Below are 16517 nucleotides of genomic sequence, written 5' to 3'. Positions count from 1 at the left end.
ATGCGTGATGAACCAAGAGAGAATCGCGCCGGACACCGGTTTCAAGCGGGATATGCTCGCCGCTCTCCCGACCCTCCGGGCGTTCGCCGTTTCGCTGACAGGACGTCACCACCTCGCCGACGACCTCGTGCAGGATACGATCGTCAAGGCTTGGGCGAAACAGGACCATTTCGAGCCCGGAACCAACATGAAGGCGTGGCTCTTCACGATCCTCCGCAACGAGTTCTATGCGCAAATGCGCAAGCGTGGACGCGAGGTCGCCGATACCGACGGTGTCTTCACCGCGCAACTCGCCACGCACCCGCAGCAGTACGGGTCGCTCGACCTTCGGGACTTCCGAAAGGCCCTCGAGCAGCTGCCGGCGGACCAGCGCGAGGCGATCATTCTCGTCGGCGCCTCGGGGTTCGCCTACGAGGAGGCGGCCGAGATTTGTGGCTGCGCCGTTGGCACGATCAAGAGTCGTATCAGTCGCGCCCGCAACAAGCTGCAGGGCATTCTCGGCGTGTCGGGCGAGGCTGATTACGGCCCGGACCCCAACGATGCCGCCGTGACCAAGCGGGCCTTTGCGACCTAAGGCCGGTCGGCCTCGGACCACGACCGGAAAATCCCGACATCAGAATGGCGGCATCCCCAAGTTGCAGGGGGCGGGAACGCGGCCTGTTCGCCGTGCCGGTACCGTCCTGTCGTCAGGCGACGATGACGATGCCGGTGAACAAGGCGATGATCAGGATCACCAGAACGATGAAGATCAGGACCCGTGCGACGGTCGCGGATGCGCTGGCCACACCGCGAAACCCGAGAAGGCTTGCGACGGCAGCAATCAGCAGGAATATCAGAATCCATTTCAGCACGATGGGCCTCCTTCTTCGATTGCGGAATAAATGGTCCGTCGGCGAATTTGTTCCCGCGCAGGAACCGGCGCAAATTTCGCATCCGGTGGACGGATTGGCCGCTGAACGGCCTTTCGGGCAGGCCATTTCTTCGCTATGGCCGAAGATCGGTGCATTCCTGCAGGACGATGCGCCGACAGGGTTGGAAAAAAGGCTGCAATGATCTGGACAGAACGGTCCCATTCTGATCGTGTTTCATCACGAAATCAGGACGGGATTTCTGGGACGCGAAGGGGAGACTGGCTTGAAGATAGGTTCGCCAAGGGAAGTGTTCGAGGGGGAAGCGCGCGTGGCGATGACGCCGGACAGCGCGACGCAACTCCGCAAACTGGGTTATGACTGCATCATCGAAAGCGGCGCCGGCAAGGCGGCCGGCTTCTCCGACGACGCCTATCGTGCCGCCGGAGTCGACGTCGTCGACAGCGCCGAGGCGCTCTATGCGACCGCCGACGTGATTGCCAAGGTACGGCCGCCGGAAACGGCGGAGGCCGAGCGTCTCGGCGCCGGTAAAACGTTGATTTCATTTTTCTATCCGGCGCAGAACAAGGCGCTGCTCGATCTCTGCAAGGGCAAGGGTGCCAACGTCATCGCCATGGACATGGTGCCGCGCATCAGCCGCGCCCAGAAGATGGACGCTCTCTCCTCGATGGCCAACATCGCGGGCTACCGCGCGGTGATCGAGGCCGGCAACAATTTCGGGCGCTTCTTCACTGGCCAGGTGACGGCTGCCGGCAAGATCCCGCCGGCCAAGGTGCTGGTCATCGGCGCCGGCGTCGCCGGTCTTGCCGCCGTCGGCACCAGCGTCTCGCTCGGCGCGATCACCTATGCCTTCGACGTTCGCCCGGAAGTGGCCGAGCAGATCGAATCGATGGGCGCCGAGTTCGTCTTCCTGGACTTCACCGACCAGCAACAGGACGGTGCGGCGACCGGCGGCTATGCCGCCCCGTCGTCGCCGGAGTTCCGCGAAGCCCAGCTCAAGAAGTTCCGCGAGATCGCGCCTGAGATCGACATCGTCATCACGACGGCGCTGATTCCCGGCCGTGACGCGCCGAAGCTCTGGCTCGCCGACATGGTGGCGGCGATGAAGCCCGGTTCTGTCGTCGTCGACCTCGCCGCCGAGCGCGGCGGCAATTGCGATCTCACGGTCGCAGACCAGCGCATCGTGTCGGACAACGGCGTCATCGTCATCGGCTATACGGACTTCCCGAGCCGCATGGCGGCCCAGGCATCGACGCTCTACTCGACCAACGTCCGTCACATGATGACGGACCTGACGCCCGGCAAGGACGGCAAGCTCGTCCACAACATGGAAGACGACGTCATCCGCGGGGCGACGGTTACGTTCGAGGGCGAGATCACGTATCCGCCGCCGCCGCCGAAGATCCAGGCGATCGCGGCGCAGAAGCCGAAGGAAAAGCCCAAGGAACTGACGCCCGAAGAGAAGCGCGCGCAGGAGGTCGCCGCCTTCAAGGCCCAGACCCGCAACCAGGTGGCGATGCTCGCCGGTGGCGGTGCGCTGATCCTGCTTGCCGGCCTCTATGCTCCGGCGAGCTTCATGAGCCACTTCATCGTCTTCGTTCTTTCGTGCTTCGTCGGCTTCCAGGTCATCTGGAACGTGTCGCACTCGCTGCATACCCCGCTGATGGCGGTCACCAACGCGATCTCGTCTATCATCATCCTCGGGGCGCTGATGCAGATCGGCTCCGGCAATTTCCTCGTGATCGTGCTCGGTGCGCTCTCGGTGTTCATGGCCGGGATCAACATCTTCGGTGGCTTCATGGTCACCCGGCGCATGCTCGCCATGTTCCAGAAGTCGTAAGGCGGGAGAGGCACGATGGAATACGGATTTACCACTGCCGCCTACGTGGTCGCGGCTGTTCTCTTCATCCTTTCGCTCGGCGGGCTTTCGGGCCAGGAGAGCGCCAAGCGCGCCGTCTGGTACGGCATCGTCGGCATGGGGCTCGCCGTTGCGGCGACGCTCTACGGACCCGGCAAGGGCAACTGGCTCCTCTCTGCCATCATGATCGGCGCTGGTGGTGCGATCGGCTGGGTGGTCGCCAAGCGCGTCCAGATGACCGAGATGCCGCAGCTCGTCGCGGCCATGCACTCTCTGGTCGGCCTCGCGGCGGTCTTCATCGGCTTCAATGCCCATATTGAACTCGGCCGCGTGCTTGCGATGGACGAGGCGAGCCGGGCGTCGCTCGAAGGCTTCGCGGCGGTGCTCGCGCACAAGACGGCCGTCGAACAGGTCATCCTCAAGGTCGAGGTGTTCCTCGGCGTGTTCATCGGGGCGGTCACCTTCACCGGGTCCGTGGTCGCGTTCGGCAAGCTCGCCGGCCGCGTCGACGGCAAGGCGAAGAAACTGCCCGGCGGTCACGTGCTGAATGCCGGTGCGGCGTTGCTGTCGCTCGCTCTGCTCTTCATGTATGTCGGCGGCTCCGGCGCCTGGACGATCATCCTGATGACGCTGCTCGCCTTTTTCATCGGCTACCACCTGATCATGGGCATCGGCGGCGCCGACATGCCGGTGGTCGTGTCGATGCTGAACAGTTATTCGGGCTGGGCGGCCGCGGCGATCGGCTTCTCGCTGTCGAACGATCTTTTGATTGTCGTCGGCGCACTGGTCGGTTCGTCGGGTGCGATCCTCTCCTACATCATGTGCAAGGCGATGAACCGCTCCTTCATCTCGGTCATCCTGGGCGGCTTCGGCGGCACAACCGGTCCGCAGATGGAAGTGACCGGGGAACAGATCGCGATCGATGCCGAAGGGGTCGCAAACGCGCTCAACGACGCGGATTCGGTCATCATCGTGCCGGGCTACGGGATGGCGGTGGCGCAGGCGCAGCAGTCTGTCTCCGAACTCACCCGCAAGCTGCGCGCCGCCGGCAAGGAAGTGCGCTTCGCCATCCATCCGGTGGCGGGTCGCCTACCGGGCCACATGAACGTGCTGCTCGCGGAAGCGAAGGTGCCGTACGACATCGTGCTCGAGATGGACGAGATCAACGAGGACTTCCCGAACACGGACGTCGCGATTGTCATCGGCTCGAACGACATCGTCAATCCGGCTGCACAGGAAGACCCGAACTCTCCGATCGCCGGCATGCCGGTGCTGGAGGTCTGGAAGGCGAAGCAGGTCTTCGTTTCGAAACGCGGCCAGGGGACCGGCTATTCCGGCATCGAGAACCCGCTCTTCTACAAGGAGAACACGCGGATGTTCTATGGCGACGCCAAGAAGTCGCTCGACAGCCTGTTGCCGATGATCCGCTGACCGTCAGCGGCGACGCAATAAAGAACCGGAGCAGGGCGACCTGCTCCGGTTTTGCGTTTCAGGGGATGTGCGGCCGAAGCCGTCTCACATGACGGCGCCGACCTGCCAGGGCACGAACTCGTTGTCGCCGAGGCCGAGCAATTCGGATTTGGTCTTCTGCCCGGATGCGGTCGCCAGCACGTGGTCGAGAATCTCGCGGCCCTTGGCCTCGAGAGATACGCCCTCGGTGATGATGTCGCCGCAGTTGATGTCCATGTCGTCGTGCATCTCGTTGTAGAGCCTGCTGCTCGTCGAAAGCTTGATGGTCGGCGCCGGCTTCGAGCCGAAGGCCGAGCCGCGGCCGGTGGTGAAGCAGACGAGCTGGGCCCCGCCGGCGATCTGTCCCGTCGCCGCCACAGGGTCGTAGCCGGGTGTGTCCATGAAGACGAAGCCGGGGCCGGTGATCTTCTCGCCATAGAGGAGGACGTCCGTCATTGGCGTGCTACCGGCCTTGGCGGCCGCACCCAGCGACTTTTCGAGGATGGTCGTCAGGCCGCCGAGCTTGTTGCCCGGGCTCGGATTGTTGTCCATCGACCCGTCGTTGATCCGACAGTAGTTCTCCCACCAGGTGATGCGCTCGATCAGCTTGTCGGCGACCTCCTTCGAGGCGGCGCGGCGCAACAGGAGCTGTTCGGCGCCGTAGATTTCCGGCGTTTCGGAAAGCACGACCGTGCCGCCGAGGCCGACCAGCAGGTCGCTTGCGACGCCGAGCGCCGGATTGGCGGTGATGCCGGAAAAGCCGTCGGAGCCGCCGCATTGCAGCGCGAGCTTCAGTTCCGAGGCCGGGATCGGCTCACGTTTGGCCTCGTTGACGATCGGCAGGATCTCGTGGATGTGGTCGACGATGCGACGGACGGTCTGCGTCGTGCCACCGGTTTCCTGGATCGTAAGCGAGAAGAAGCGGCTGTCGTCGTGATCGCCGTAGAGCGCGCGCATGCGGGCGATCTGCATCGTCTCGCAGCCGAGCCCGACGAAGACGGCGGCGGCGACGTTCGGGTGGGTCGCGTAGCCCCAGAGTACGCGCTGGAGATTGTCGAAGCCCGGGCCGGTCACCGAGATCGCGCAGCCCGTGCCATGGGCGAAGGCGGCGACGCCGTCGACGTTCGGGTAGCGATCGAGGATGCCCGAGCGGTTGACCTCGTCGGCGGCTCGCCGGATCACGGTGGCGGAACAGTTCACCGTCGCGCAGATCGCGATGAAGTTGCGGGTGCCGGCCTGGCCGTTGGCACGCCGGTAGCCCATGAAGTGCGCCGGCTCGACGACCGGGATCGCCGCTTTCGCCTTTTCCAGGTCGGCGCCGATGCGATAGTCGCGGTCGTGCTCGCCGAAGGCGCAGTTGTGGGTGTGGATGTGCTCGCCGGCGGCGATTGGCTGGCTGGCGAAGCCGATGATCTGGCCGAACTTGTAGATATGCTGGCCTGCCGGGATGGCGACGCGCGCGATCTTGTGGCCGCGGGCGACCGGCGTCTTCAGCGGCTCGCCGAAGCCGAGCGGCCGGCTGCCTGCCACGGCGGGCTCGGTGAGGATCGCGACGTTGTCGTCAACATGCAGGAGAAGGGTGCCGGTCGATTCAGTCATAGGAAATACTCTCGTGCTGGAGGGCTTTTACAATGCCCCGAAGTTCTGCAAGTCCACGCATCCGGCCGATCAGCGGATAGCCGGGATGGGTGCCGCGGCCGAGATCGTCCAGCAATTCGTGGCCGTGGTCGGGGCGGTAAGGGATGGAGACGTCGGCACGCCCCTCCTGTCGCCGGCGCCGTTCTTCGGCGACCAGCGCGGCGATGAGCGCGACCATGTCGGTGTCGCCACCGAGATGGGCGGCTTCCTGGAACGAGCCGTCCGGCTCCTTGGCGACGTTGCGCAGGTGCGCGAAATGGATGCGCGGCGCGAAGCGGCGGGCGATCGCCGGCACGTCGTTGGCCGGATTGGCGCCGAGCGAGCCGGAACAGAGGGTGAGCCCGTTCGAGGGGCTGTCCTGACTGGCAAGAATCCACTCGATGTCGTCGCCGGTCGAGACGATGCGCGGCAGGCCGAGGATATTGCGCGGCGGGTCATCCGGATGGACGCAGAGGCGAATGCCGAACTCTTCGGCCGCGGGCACCACCTCGGCGAGGAAACGGGCGTAGTTCGCCCTCAGTTCATCGCGGCCGATACCTGTGTACTGCTTCAGCTTTTCCCTGAGACCCTCTATGTCGTAGCGGTCGAAGGCGCCCGGCAGGCCGGCCATGATCGAGTTCAGGAGGTTCTGGCGCAGGCCGGCGCTCGAGGCCTCGTACCACTCCCGCGCGGCCTCGCGGACTTCGTCGCTGTAATCGGCTTCCGCGCCTTCCCGTTCGAGCATGAAGATCTCGAAGGCGGCCATGTGCGGCTGCGAGAAACGCAAGGCGGTTCCGCCGCGCGGTGCCGGCGCGTCGAGTTGTGTGCGTGTCCAGTCGAGAAGCGGCATGAAGTTGTAACAGACGGTCGAGATGCCGCAGGCGGCGAGATTGCGCAGCGATTGTCGGTAGTTGGCAAAAAGGCGCTCGAGATCGCCTTCGCCGCGCTTGATATCCTCGTGGACGGGCAGGCTCTCCACGACGTTCCAGTAGAGACCGAGGTTGCGGTCCGCTGCAATCTCTTCCTGGCGGTCGCGGATTGTCTCTTCCGGCCAGACTTCGCCATAGGGGATTTCGTGAAGGGCGGTGACGATGCCGGTCGCGCCCGTCTGGGCGATTTCGGGCAGCGTGATCGCGTCAAACGGTCCGTACCAGCGCCAGCTCTCGATCATGCGCCGACCTCCTCCACCATGCGTGCGGCTCCCTTTTCAAGCAAACCCGCATAGGCTTTGGCAAGCGCCGCGTGAAAACCCTCATCTGCGGCAAGCGCCGGAGGGAAGATCTCCGTGACCCCGAGGAGTGCCGCGACTTTGCCGTCGGCGCCGTTTGCGGCGTCGCTCAGGCTCTTCAGGCGCGCGGCGAGCGGGTCGCGCACGTCGATCGGGTTGCCTTTCTCGTCGATGCCGCCGACATAGCGCATCCAGGCGGCGACCGCGAGCGCCAGTCCGGCGAAAGGCCGTCCGGCCTTCAGGTTCTCGGCGATGGTCGAGAGGATGCGCTGTGGCAGCTTCTGCGATCCGTCCATGGCGATCTGCCAGGTCCGATGGCGGATCGCCGGGTTCGAATAGCGCTCGAAGAGCGCGTCGGTATAGGCGGAGAGGTCGACCCCTTCCGGTGCTTTGAGGCCGGGCACGATTTCCTCGCGCCAGAGCCGCTTGCAGAACTTTGCGAAGGAGGGATCGGCGACCGTGTCGCTGATCGTCTCGTGTCCGGCGAGATAGCCGAGATAGGCGAGGGAGGAGTGGGTGCCGTTGAGGCAGCGCAGCTTCATGTGCTCGAAAGGCGTCACATCGTCCACCAGTTGCACGCCGACCGCGCCGAGATCGGGACGGGAACCGTCGACGAAGCGATCTTCGACCACCCACTGCCGGAAGGGCTCGTGCATGACCGGCGAGAGGTCGAGAACACCGGTCATCGCCGCCAGCCGTTCGATATCCTCCGGCTTGGTCGCCGGCACGATCCGGTCCACCATCGTCGACGGGAAGGCGCCTTCGGTGGAAATCCAGTCGGCAAGCGCGGGATCGATGAGCCCGGCAAGCTCGATGACGACGCCCTTCACCACCTTGCCGTTTTCGGGAAGGTTGTCGCAGCAGAGTACGGTGAAGGGACGCTGTCCGGCGTTTCGCCGGCGCTCCAGCGCCCGCACGAGATAGCCGACCGCCGACAGCGGTGTGTCCGGATGCGCCAAGTCATGGACGATGTCGGGGTGCTGGCGATTGAGCCGGCCGGTCGAGGGTTCGTGACAGTATCCCTTTTCCGTGACCGTCAGCGTGACGATGCGGATTGCCGGATCGCTCATCGCGGCGAGTACCGTCTGCGGATCTTCGCGGGCGACCAGCACGCGGTCGACAGCGGTGATGACGCGCGGCGTCTCGCCTTCGGGCCCGAGTTCGAGCGCCGTGTAGGCATAGTCCTGGGGCGCCAGCAGGTCGCGTTGGTCGGGCCGCACCAGGCTGACGCCGACGATGCCCCAGTCGCCGCCGGATTTCTCCATGGCCTCGGAGATGTAGACCGCACCATGGGCGCGGAAGAAGGCGCCGAGGCCGAGATGGACGATGCCGGGCCGCGGACGCTTGCCGTCGGGCCGGTGGAGACGGGGAAGATCAGCGGGCAAGCCAGCCTCCGTCGACGTTGAGGATTGCACCATGGATGTATTTTGCCGCCGGCGAGGCGAGGAAGACGGCAGCGCCGCCGATGTCCTCCGGGTCGCCCCAGCGGCCGGCCGGAATGCGGTCGAGGATCGCCTTGCTGCGGTCCGGATCGGCCCGCAGCGCCTCGGTGTTGTTGGTCGCGATGTAGCCCGGCGCGATCGCGTTGACGTTGATCCCCTTCGCCGCCCATTCATTGGCGAGCAGCTTGGTCAGCCCCGCCACGCCGCTTTTCGAGGCGGTGTAGGAGGCAACGCGGATGCCCCCCTGGAAGGAGAGCATGGAGGCGATGTTGATGATCCGCCCCGTGGCGCCACGGGCGAGGACCTGGCGCGCGAAGGCCTGGCTCAGGAAGAAGACGGCCTTCAGGTTCACGTCCATCACTTCGTCCCAGTCGGCTTCAGTGAAATCGACAGCATCGGCGCGTCGGATGATGCCGGCATTGTTGACGAGAATGTCGACGGGCACCGCCAGCGTTTCCAATGCTTTGGCTGCGGCAATCGGGTCGGCGAGGTCGAGCGCGAGGCCTTCGGCCTTGCCGCCGGCCCCGGTGATGAGGTCTATCGTCTCGGCGACGGAGGAACGGCCGGCACAGACGACATCGGCGCCGGCTTCCGCGAGCGAGCAGGCGATCGCCTGACCGATGCCGGTATTGGCGCCGGTGACGAGTGCGCGCTTTCCGGCAAGGGAAAACAGGGCGCTCATCGTAGCGTCTCCATCGAGACCATCTCGACGTCCCTGTAGTCGACGTTGTCGCCAGCCATCGCCCAGATGAAGGTGTAGGCGCCGGTTCCCGCGCCGCTATGGATCGACCACGGCGGGGAGATCGCGCCTTCCTCGTTTTTCAGGACGAGATGGCGCGTTTCGTCCGGCTCGCCCATCATGTGGAAGACACGCTGGTTTTCGGCGAGATCGAAATAGAGATAAGCCTCCATGCGACGGTCGTGGACATGGGCCGGCATCGTATTCCAGATGGAGCCCTTGGCAAGCTTGGTCATGCCGACGACGAGCTGGCAGGACTTCATCACGTCCGGATGCACGAACTGGTAGATGGTGCGTTCGTTGGAGGTCTCCTGCGCGCCGAGCGACATGTTCGTCGCCTCGTCGATACGGATGAGGCGCGACGGATAGGCGTGATGGGCGGGTGCCGAAAGGATGTAGAAGCGGCCGTCGCCGGAGAAGGTGACGGGGCCTGCTCCCATGCCGAGATAGAGCATGTCGCCCTTCGCCATCACATATTCGCCGTCGGCGAGGACGGTGCCTTCGCCGCCGATATTGACGATCACCATTTCGCGGCGGTCGAGGATGGAGGCGGTGCCGCAGGGCTTCACCTCGTCGAGGACGAGGCTCGCGCCGGCAGGGACCGCACCACCGACGATCATGCGGTCGTAGTGGGTGTAGATGAGCCTGATTTCGCCCGGCATGAAGATGTCGCCGACATGGAAATTCTTCCGTAACGCCGTGGTGTCGAAGGTTCTGGCGGTCTGCGGATCGATGGCGTGGCGGATTTCAACGTTGAGCATGGCTCACTCCTTCTTCGTATCGGTCATAGAAAATCGTCGCGGCGTGGTGTGAACGTGTCGATCAGGACGCCGGCCGCCAGCGCCCTGCAGCCATGGACGGCGTTCGAGGGGATGACGAAGCTGTCGCCCGGCCCGATCTCGAAGGTCTCCTCACCGACCGTGAAGGCGAACCGGCCGGATTTCACATAGGTCGACTGGACGTGCGGGTGGTGGTGCAGCGCGCCGGCACCCCCTTCCGGAAAGCGGAATTCGACGACCATCAGTTCCGGGCTGTCGGCGAGAACACGGCGCTCGACGCCGTTGCCGGCGTCGACCTCTGGAAACACTCTCAGGCGGCTTGAGGACATGGAAATCCTATCGGAAGACGGAGGGAAGCCACAGCGACAGGGTCGGAATGTAGCTGACGAGCACCAGCGTTCCGAAGGCTGCGCCGTAGAAGGGCCAGATCGTCTTCATCGCCTGCGATATCGGAATTCGGCCGACCGCGCAGCCGACGAAGAGCACGGCGCCCACCGGTGGCGTGCAAAGTCCGATGCCGAGGTTGAGGACGAGGATGACGCCGAAATGAACCGGATCGATGCCGAAGGCTGTGGCCACCGGCAGGAAGATCGGCGTCGTGATGACGATCAGCGGCGACATGTCCATGAACGTGCCGAGGATCAGCAGCACGACGTTCAGCAACAGCAGGATCACGATCGGATTGTCGGAAAAGCCCTGCAGCAGTGCGACCATGGAGGCCGGAACCCGCAGGTATGCGAGCAGCCAGCCGAAGGATGCCGCGCAGCCGATGACCATCAGCACCATGGCCGTGGTACGCACCGCGGCGAAGGTCGCTTCGAGGAAGTCGTTCCAGCTCAGCGTTCGATAGACGAGGAGCGTGACCAGAAGGGCGTAGACGACGGCGATGTTGGAGGATTCCGATGCGGTGAAGATGCCGGAACGGACGCCGCCGAAGATGATCGCCACGAGGATGAGCCCGGGCACCGCCGAGGCGAGCAGACCGCCGAGGGCGCGGAAGCCCGGGAAGGGTTCGGTCGGATAGCCGCGGCGTCTGGCGACGAACCAGGCGGCGACCATCAGCGATATTGCAAGCAGCAGGCCGGGGATGATGCCGGCGGTGAAGAGGTCGGCGATCGAGATGCGCCCGCCTGCCGAGATCGAATAGATGATCATGTTGTGCGACGGCGGGATCATCAGGGCGATGATCGAGCCGACCACCGTTACGTTGACGGCATAGTCGACGTCATAGCCGCGCGCCTTCATCTGCGGGACCATCAGGCCGCCGACAGCGGACGCGTCCGCCGCGGCCGAGCCGGACACGCCGCCGAACATGACCGAGGCCAGCACGTTGACCTGTCCGAGGCCGCCGCGCAGGTGGCCGACGAGCCCGCCGGCAAGCGCGACGAGGCGGCGGGCGATGTCGCCGCGCACCATCAGGTCGCCGGCATAGATGAAGAACGGGATTGCCATCAACGCGAAGACGGAGACGCCGGAATTGAGACGCTGGAAGACGACCACCGGCGGCAGTCCGAGATAGAGCACGGTCGCAAAGCTCGAAATTCCGAGGCAGAAGGCGACGGGCGTGCCGATCAGCAGGAGAAAGACGAAGGTGCCGAAAAGGACCCAGAGTTCCATGATTATTCCTCCAGCGGCGCGTCGCCGAAGCGCGCGGTCGGCAGCCCCGCGATCCGCCGCAGCACCCGTTCAGCCGAGAAAAGGACGACAAGGACGCCGCCGCCGACGATCGGGATGAAGTCGAACGCTCCCGAAATCCCGAGGCTCGGCACCATGTTGCCGGCGGTCTTGTAGGCGAGCGAGGACCCGAACCAGATCATGCCACCGCCGAAGGCCGCGACCGCGAAGTCGGAAAGCGTGTGCAGCCAGCTCTTGACGCGATCCGGCAGAACGTAGAGCAGGATGTCGAACGAGAGATGATAGCCCTCGCGGATGCCGACGGCGGCCCCGAGGAAGATGAACCAGCCCATGATCATCACGGAGGCCGGTTCGCTCCAGGTCAGGCTGTCGTTCAAAATATACCGCCAGAACACCTGTGCGGCGATGAAGATCGTCATCAGCACCAGACCGGTTCCGGCGACCCAGAGTGCGGCACGCGCGAGCAAACCGGTAAATCGCGCCAAGCCTTTCATACTGTCTTGCACGCCATGCCTCCACGGTAAGCGCCAGGATGGCCGGCGGACACTCCGCAGGCCATCCTGCCTGTCCTGGTTATTCCGTCGCCTGAATACGGGCGACCATGTCCTTCAGCTTCGCGGACGTGACATGCTTCTCATAGACCGGCTTCATCGCTTCGATGAACGGGGTCTTGTCGATGTCGGCGACGATTTCCACTCCGGCGGCGCGAATCTTCTCTTCCGACTTCTTCTCCTGGGCGGTCCAGAGTTCGCGCATATGCGGAACAGAGTCCTTTGCGGCCTGGCGAACGATCGCCTGGTTTTCGGGAGAGAGCTTCTCCCAGGTCTTCTTCGACATGACCAGGACTTCCGGAACGATCAGGTGCTGATCGAGCGTATAGTATTTCGCGACCTCGAAGTGCCCCGAACTGTCATAGGACGGCCAGTTGTTTTCCGCACCGTCGATGACGCCGGTCTGGATGGCCGAGTAGACCTCGCCGTAGGGCATCGGCGTGGCGTTGGCGCCGAGCGCGCCGACCATGTCGACGAACATGTCGGACTGCATGACGCGGAACTTCATGCCCTTCAGGTCGTCGACCGACTTGATCGGCTTTTCGGAGTTGTAGAAGCTGCGCGAGCCACCGTCGTAGAAGGCGAGGCCGATCAGGTCGTGGGCTTCGAAGGCGGCGAGAATTTCATCGCCGATCGGGCCGTCCATCACCTTGTGCATGTGGTCGACCGAGCGGAAGATGTAGGGCAGCGAAACGACCTGCGTTTCCTCGATGATGTTGTTGAACGGCCCGAGCGAGACGCGGTTGAGGTCGATGACGCCGAACTGGGTCTGCTCGATCGTATCCTTCTCTTCGCCGAGCTGGGCGGAATGGAACACTTCGACGCCGATGCGACCCTTGGTGCGCTCCTCGACCAGCTTGCCCATGTACTTGACGGCTTCGACGGTCGGGTAGCCGTCCGGATGCGTATCGGAAGACCGCAGCACAAGCTCGGCGGCCTGGCCCGACACGGCCGAGGCGACGATTGCGGCGGAAGCCAGGACGGCCAGGCCGAATTTCCTCAGGATGCTCATTTCTCTTCTCCTCCTCTTGTTGCAGCTGTCCTCACAGCCGGTAAGCGGTTTTTGCAAGCTTGTAGGCGAGGTCGTGGGCGACCTCGAACGCCTCGTCCTCGTCGAGGCGACCGGTCGCGACAAGCGTTGCCAGATAGGCGCAGTCGACCCTGCGGGCCACGTCGTGGCGGGCGGGGATCGAACAGAATGCGCGGGTGTCGTCGTTGAAGCCGACCGTATTGTAGAAGCCCGCGGTCTCGGTCGTCAGTTCACGAAAGCGGCGCATGCCCTCGGCGCTGTCGAAGAACCACCAGGCGGGTCCGAGCTTCAGTGCCGGGTAGGCGCCGGCAAGCGGCGCCAGTTCGCGAGAATAGCTCGTCTCGTCGAGCGTGAACAGGATGACGGTGAGTTCCGGCCGCATGCCGACGGCGTCGAGCAGCGGCTTCAGGGCGCGGACGTAATCGGTACGCGTCGGAATGTCGAAACCCTTGTCACGCCCGTGCATTGCCATGACCCCGGCGGAATGGTTGCGCCACGAACCGGGGTGGATCTGCAAGATGAGCCCGTCTTCGAGGCTCATGCGCGCCATCTCGGTCAGCATGTGGCCGCGGAAGGCATCGGCTTCCTGCGGCGTGCAGCGGCCGGCGAGCGCCTTCTCAAAAAGGGCGGCTGCGTCTGCCTGCGGCAGGTCCTCGGTGCGGGCGGTCGCGTGGCCATGGTCGGAACTCGTCGCGCCATAGGATTTGAAGAAGGCGCGGCGGATGCGATGCGCCTCCAGATAGCCCTTCCAGGTGGTGGCGTCGGTTCCGGCGAGTTCGCCGAAGCGCTCGATATTGCTGCGGAAGCCTTCGAACTCGGGGTCGACGACAGGGTCGGGCCGATAGGCGGTGACGACGCGGCCCGTCCAGCCGGACCGCCGGATCATCTCATGCCACTTGAGGTCGTCGAGCGGGCTCTCGGTCGTCGCGATCACCTCGATGCCGAAGCGCTCGAACAGCGCCCGCGGCCGGAACTCCGGACGCGCGAGACAATCCTGAATGTGGTCATAGAACTCGTCGGCTGTTTCCGCCGAGAAGCGCTTTGTGAGCCCGAAGACATCGGCGAAGGACTGCTCGACCCAAAGCCGGCTCGGTGTCCCACGGAAGAGGTGGAAGTTCTCCGCAAAGAGCCGCCAGATCTTCCGGCCGTCGGTTTCCGTCGGACCACCGTCGACACGCGGCACGCCGAGCGCGGTCAGCGGGATGCCCTGCGAGCAGAGCATGCGGAAGACGTAGTGGTCGGGAACGACGAAGAGCTGGGCGGGATCGGGGAAGGGTGCGTTTTCCGCGAACCAGCGCGGATCGGTGTGGCCGTGCGGGCTGACAATCGGCAAGCTCCGGACGGTTTCGTAGAGGCTGCGGGCGATGCCGCGGGCCGTCGATTCAATCGGGAAAAGCCTGTTCTCCTGCAGCAAATCCGTGGCCTCCTCGCCGACTGCTCACTAAGGTTCGGAAACGCGATTTGCATTTCCGGAGTAAACTAATATGTTAGTATGCAATATGAGTCAACGGAGGCTTCATGGCTGATCAGCTTCAGCTTCGCGCGGTGGACAGCCTGCGCGTGCCATCGGTTACGGAACTGGTATTCGAGCAGCTCTACCATCAGGTGGTCGAGCTCGACCTGCCGCCGGGCACCAAGCTGTCGGAAGTGGAGGTCGCAAAGCAAATGGGTGTCTCGCGGCAGCCTGTGCGCGACGCCTTCTACCGGCTGTCGCAGCTCGGTTTCCTGCTCATCCGCCCGCAGCGCGCGACGGTCGTCACCCATATCTCGGAGAAGGGCGTCCTGCAGGCGCGGTTCATCCGTACGGCGCTCGAGATGGAAACGGTCCGGGCCGCTGCTGCGGTGCTCTCCGACCAGCAGATGGACGAGCTGGAAGAGTTGATCGCGAGACAGCGCAAAGCGATGGAGACGGATGACAAGGTTCTGTTTCATGCGCTCGATGATGACTTTCACAAGCGAATCTGCGACATGTCCGGTCACGACTTTGCCTGGGCGCTGATCCGCGACAGCAAGGCGCATATGGATCGGGTCCGGTATCTTAGCCTTTCCTTCGGAGCGCAGAGCGCGTTTGCGGATCACATCGAGATCCTGAAGGCGCTGAAGGCACATGACGGGGATGCTGCTGCGGCCTGCATGCGCGTCCATCTTTCGCGGATCAAGGGAATCATCGGTCGCATCCGGGAAAGCCACGGGCAGTATTTCGCGGCGGACGAGAAATGAACGAAAGACATCACCGGGTTCTTGCGATCGGCGAATGCATGGTCGAGATGGCGCCACGCGCCGACGGGGCGTATACGCGCAATTTCGCGGGCGATACCTTCAACACGGCCTGGTATATGCGCCGCCTGCTGCCGGAGGCCTGGTCGGTCGATTACTGCTCGGCCGTCGGCGAAGACCGGATTTCCGATCACATGCTCGGCTTCATGCAGAAGGCGGGCATCGGTACGGACAGCGTCCTGCGCATTTCCGGTCGCACCGTCGGCCTCTACATGATCGAACTCGACAACGGCGAGCGCAGCTTCTCCTACTGGCGCGGCCAGTCCGCGGCAAAGCTGCTCGCGCGCGATCGCGAGGTGCTTTCGGCGGCGCTCGCCGGGACGGACATCGTGCTTTTTTCCGGCATCACGCTTGCAATCCTGTCCGAGGAGGACCGCCGCAACCTTCTCTACGCCCTTGCCGAGGCGCGTCGGCGGGGAACGCGTGTCGCCTTCGATCCGAACATGCGGCTGAGGCTTTGGCCCAATGTCGCGGTGATGTGCGCGGCGGTGGCGGCGGCCGCCGAAGTCGCGGATATCGTGCTGCCCTCCTTTGACGAGGACGGGCAATATTACGGCGAGACGTCGCCGCTTGAAACGATCGCCCGCTACCGGAACGCCGGGGCCTCGACGATCGTCGTGAAGAACGGCGTCGGCCGCATCCATGCGGAGGGGCGCGAGGAGGGTGTCGTCACCTTCGATCCGCAGCCTGTCGCCCAGGTTGTCGACACCACCGCCGCCGGCGACAGCTTCAATGCCGGCTTCCTTTCGGCGCGGCTTTCGGGGGCGTCACTGGGGGATGCGATCGGCCGTGGCGCGCAGGTCGCCGCGCAGGTGATCGGCAAGCGCGGGGCACTCGTCGACATCGATGTGTGAAGCCTCGAAGGCAATGGGCGAGCGGGAAACCCGCTCGCCTCGCGTCGTCTGATCAATCGGCTCTGAAGGTCTGTTTTTGTGTGCCGAGGCCTTCGATACCGAGTTCGACGATGTCGCCGTCCCTGAGGTAGCGGGGCGGCTTCATGCCCATTCCGACGCCGGGGGGCGTACCGGTGGAGATGACGTCGC

The 16517-nt window shown here is 64.4% G+C and carries 17 protein-coding genes; 5 read left to right on the top strand and 12 right to left on the bottom strand.

Features of this window, described 5'->3' with window-relative positions; all coding sequences use genetic code 11:
• Positions 1-7 precede the first annotated feature (7 nt).
• Positions 8-574, top strand: coding sequence for an RNA polymerase sigma factor (locus DFR48_RS20720; RefSeq protein WP_114365121.1), 567 nt, complete (start codon positions 8-10; stop codon positions 572-574).
• 112 nt (positions 575-686) lie between these two features.
• Here DFR48_RS20720 and DFR48_RS20715 read toward each other — a convergent pair whose 3' ends face one another.
• Positions 687-851, bottom strand: a complete 165-nt coding sequence (locus DFR48_RS20715; protein ID WP_114365120.1) for a DUF1328 domain-containing protein — start codon at positions 849-851, stop codon at positions 687-689.
• 283 nt (positions 852-1134) lie between these two features.
• Here DFR48_RS20715 and DFR48_RS20705 point away from each other — a divergent pair, with 283 nt between their 5' ends.
• A complete protein-coding gene (locus DFR48_RS20705; protein WP_114365118.1) occupies positions 1135-2709 on the top strand; it encodes a Re/Si-specific NAD(P)(+) transhydrogenase subunit alpha in 1575 nt (524 codons plus the stop codon).
• Between the two features lie 15 nt (positions 2710-2724).
• Positions 2725-4158 carry an NAD(P)(+) transhydrogenase (Re/Si-specific) subunit beta gene (locus DFR48_RS20700; protein WP_114365117.1) on the top strand — a complete coding sequence of 478 codons (1434 nt, stop codon included), beginning with the start codon at positions 2725-2727 and terminating at the stop codon, positions 4156-4158.
• Positions 4159-4242: 84 nt separating this feature from the next.
• Here DFR48_RS20700 and DFR48_RS20695 read toward each other — a convergent pair whose 3' ends face one another.
• The 10 genes from DFR48_RS20695 to uxaC all read right to left on the bottom strand — a co-directional run bounded on the left by DFR48_RS20695 (position 4243) and on the right by uxaC (position 14611).
• Positions 4243-5775 carry a UxaA family hydrolase gene (locus tag DFR48_RS20695; protein ID WP_114365116.1) on the bottom strand — a complete coding sequence of 511 codons (1533 nt, stop codon included), beginning with the start codon at positions 5773-5775 and terminating at the stop codon, positions 4243-4245.
• Positions 5768-6964 carry a mannonate dehydratase gene (gene uxuA, locus DFR48_RS20690; protein ID WP_114365115.1) on the bottom strand — a complete coding sequence of 399 codons (1197 nt, stop codon included), beginning with the start codon at positions 6962-6964 and terminating at the stop codon, positions 5768-5770. The genes DFR48_RS20695 and uxuA overlap by 8 nt, the downstream gene beginning before the upstream one ends.
• On the bottom strand, positions 6961-8439 hold the full coding sequence (locus DFR48_RS20685; RefSeq protein ID WP_114365114.1) for a mannitol dehydrogenase family protein: 1479 nt from the start codon (positions 8437-8439) through the stop codon (positions 6961-6963). The genes uxuA and DFR48_RS20685 overlap by 4 nt, the downstream gene beginning before the upstream one ends.
• Entirely contained in the window at positions 8396-9145 is a 750-nt protein-coding gene (gene kduD, locus DFR48_RS20680; protein WP_114365113.1) for a 2-dehydro-3-deoxy-D-gluconate 5-dehydrogenase KduD, read from the bottom strand. Before kduD ends, DFR48_RS20685 begins: the two co-directional genes overlap by 44 nt.
• Positions 9142-9963 carry a 5-dehydro-4-deoxy-D-glucuronate isomerase gene (kduI, locus tag DFR48_RS20675; RefSeq protein WP_114365112.1) on the bottom strand — a complete coding sequence of 274 codons (822 nt, stop codon included), beginning with the start codon at positions 9961-9963 and terminating at the stop codon, positions 9142-9144. Before kduI ends, kduD begins: the two co-directional genes overlap by 4 nt.
• A 23-nt stretch (positions 9964-9986) precedes the next feature.
• Complete coding sequence (locus DFR48_RS20670; RefSeq protein WP_114365111.1) at positions 9987-10310, bottom strand: cupin domain-containing protein; 324 nt, start codon at positions 10308-10310, stop codon at positions 9987-9989.
• A gap of 7 nt (positions 10311-10317) precedes the next feature.
• Complete coding sequence (locus DFR48_RS20665) at positions 10318-11598, bottom strand: TRAP transporter large permease (protein WP_114365110.1); 1281 nt, start codon at positions 11596-11598, stop codon at positions 10318-10320.
• Positions 11599-11600: 2 nt separating this feature from the next.
• A complete protein-coding gene (locus DFR48_RS20660; protein WP_170141954.1) occupies positions 11601-12122 on the bottom strand; it encodes a TRAP transporter small permease in 522 nt (173 codons plus the stop codon).
• 67 nt (positions 12123-12189) lie between these two features.
• Entirely contained in the window at positions 12190-13179 is a 990-nt protein-coding gene (locus DFR48_RS20655) for a TRAP transporter substrate-binding protein (RefSeq protein WP_114365108.1), read from the bottom strand.
• A 31-nt stretch (positions 13180-13210) separates the two neighbouring features.
• Positions 13211-14611 carry a glucuronate isomerase gene (uxaC, locus tag DFR48_RS20650; protein ID WP_114365107.1) on the bottom strand — a complete coding sequence of 467 codons (1401 nt, stop codon included), beginning with the start codon at positions 14609-14611 and terminating at the stop codon, positions 13211-13213.
• A gap of 104 nt (positions 14612-14715) precedes the next feature.
• On the opposite strand from uxaC, the gene DFR48_RS20645 reads away from it, so the two are divergent.
• Both DFR48_RS20645 and DFR48_RS20640 read left to right on the top strand, forming a co-directional pair.
• Complete coding sequence (locus tag DFR48_RS20645) at positions 14716-15417, top strand: GntR family transcriptional regulator (protein ID WP_114365106.1); 702 nt, start codon at positions 14716-14718, stop codon at positions 15415-15417.
• On the top strand, positions 15414-16328 hold the full coding sequence (locus DFR48_RS20640; RefSeq protein WP_114365105.1) for a sugar kinase: 915 nt from the start codon (positions 15414-15416) through the stop codon (positions 16326-16328). The genes DFR48_RS20645 and DFR48_RS20640 overlap by 4 nt, the downstream gene beginning before the upstream one ends.
• A gap of 52 nt (positions 16329-16380) precedes the next feature.
• On the opposite strand, the gene DFR48_RS20635 is transcribed toward DFR48_RS20640, so the two are convergent.
• Positions 16381-16517, bottom strand: a 137-nt coding sequence (locus tag DFR48_RS20635; RefSeq protein WP_147273562.1) for a fumarylacetoacetate hydrolase family protein, incomplete at its 5' end; no start/stop codon positions are given.

It is taken from the genome of Ciceribacter lividus (assembly GCF_003337715.1).
GTDB classification, from domain to species: domain Bacteria; phylum Pseudomonadota; class Alphaproteobacteria; order Rhizobiales; family Rhizobiaceae; genus Allorhizobium; species Allorhizobium lividum.
The sequence above is the reverse complement of the archived record's forward strand: the minus strand, read 5'-3'. Positions and strand labels throughout refer to the sequence as shown.

Excerpts from the sequence above, each read along its gene's own strand:
- DFR48_RS20685 (WP_114365114.1), bottom strand. The coding sequence starts at position 8,439 with ATGGTGCAATCCTCAACGTCGACGGAGGCTGGCTTGCCCGCTGATCTT.
- kduD (WP_114365113.1), bottom strand. The coding sequence starts at position 9,145 with ATGAGCGCCCTGTTTTCCCTTGCCGGAAAGCGCGCACTCGTCACCGGC.
- DFR48_RS20720 (WP_114365121.1), top strand. The coding sequence starts at position 8 with ATGAACCAAGAGAGAATCGCGCCGGACACCGGTTTCAAGCGGGATATG.
- DFR48_RS20655 (WP_114365108.1), bottom strand. The coding sequence starts at position 13,179 with ATGAGCATCCTGAGGAAATTCGGCCTGGCCGTCCTGGCTTCCGCCGCA.
- DFR48_RS20665 (WP_114365110.1), bottom strand. The coding sequence starts at position 11,598 with ATGGAACTCTGGGTCCTTTTCGGCACCTTCGTCTTTCTCCTGCTGATC.
- kduI (WP_114365112.1), bottom strand. The coding sequence starts at position 9,963 with ATGCTCAACGTTGAAATCCGCCACGCCATCGATCCGCAGACCGCCAGA.
- uxuA (WP_114365115.1), bottom strand. The coding sequence starts at position 6,964 with ATGATCGAGAGCTGGCGCTGGTACGGACCGTTTGACGCGATCACGCTG.
- DFR48_RS20670 (WP_114365111.1), bottom strand. The coding sequence starts at position 10,310 with ATGTCCTCAAGCCGCCTGAGAGTGTTTCCAGAGGTCGACGCCGGCAAC.
- DFR48_RS20640 (WP_114365105.1), top strand. The coding sequence starts at position 15,414 with ATGAACGAAAGACATCACCGGGTTCTTGCGATCGGCGAATGCATGGTC.
- DFR48_RS20695 (WP_114365116.1), bottom strand. The coding sequence starts at position 5,775 with ATGACTGAATCGACCGGCACCCTTCTCCTGCATGTTGACGACAACGTC.
- DFR48_RS20645 (WP_114365106.1), top strand. The coding sequence starts at position 14,716 with ATGGCTGATCAGCTTCAGCTTCGCGCGGTGGACAGCCTGCGCGTGCCA.
- DFR48_RS20700 (WP_114365117.1), top strand. The coding sequence starts at position 2,725 with ATGGAATACGGATTTACCACTGCCGCCTACGTGGTCGCGGCTGTTCTC.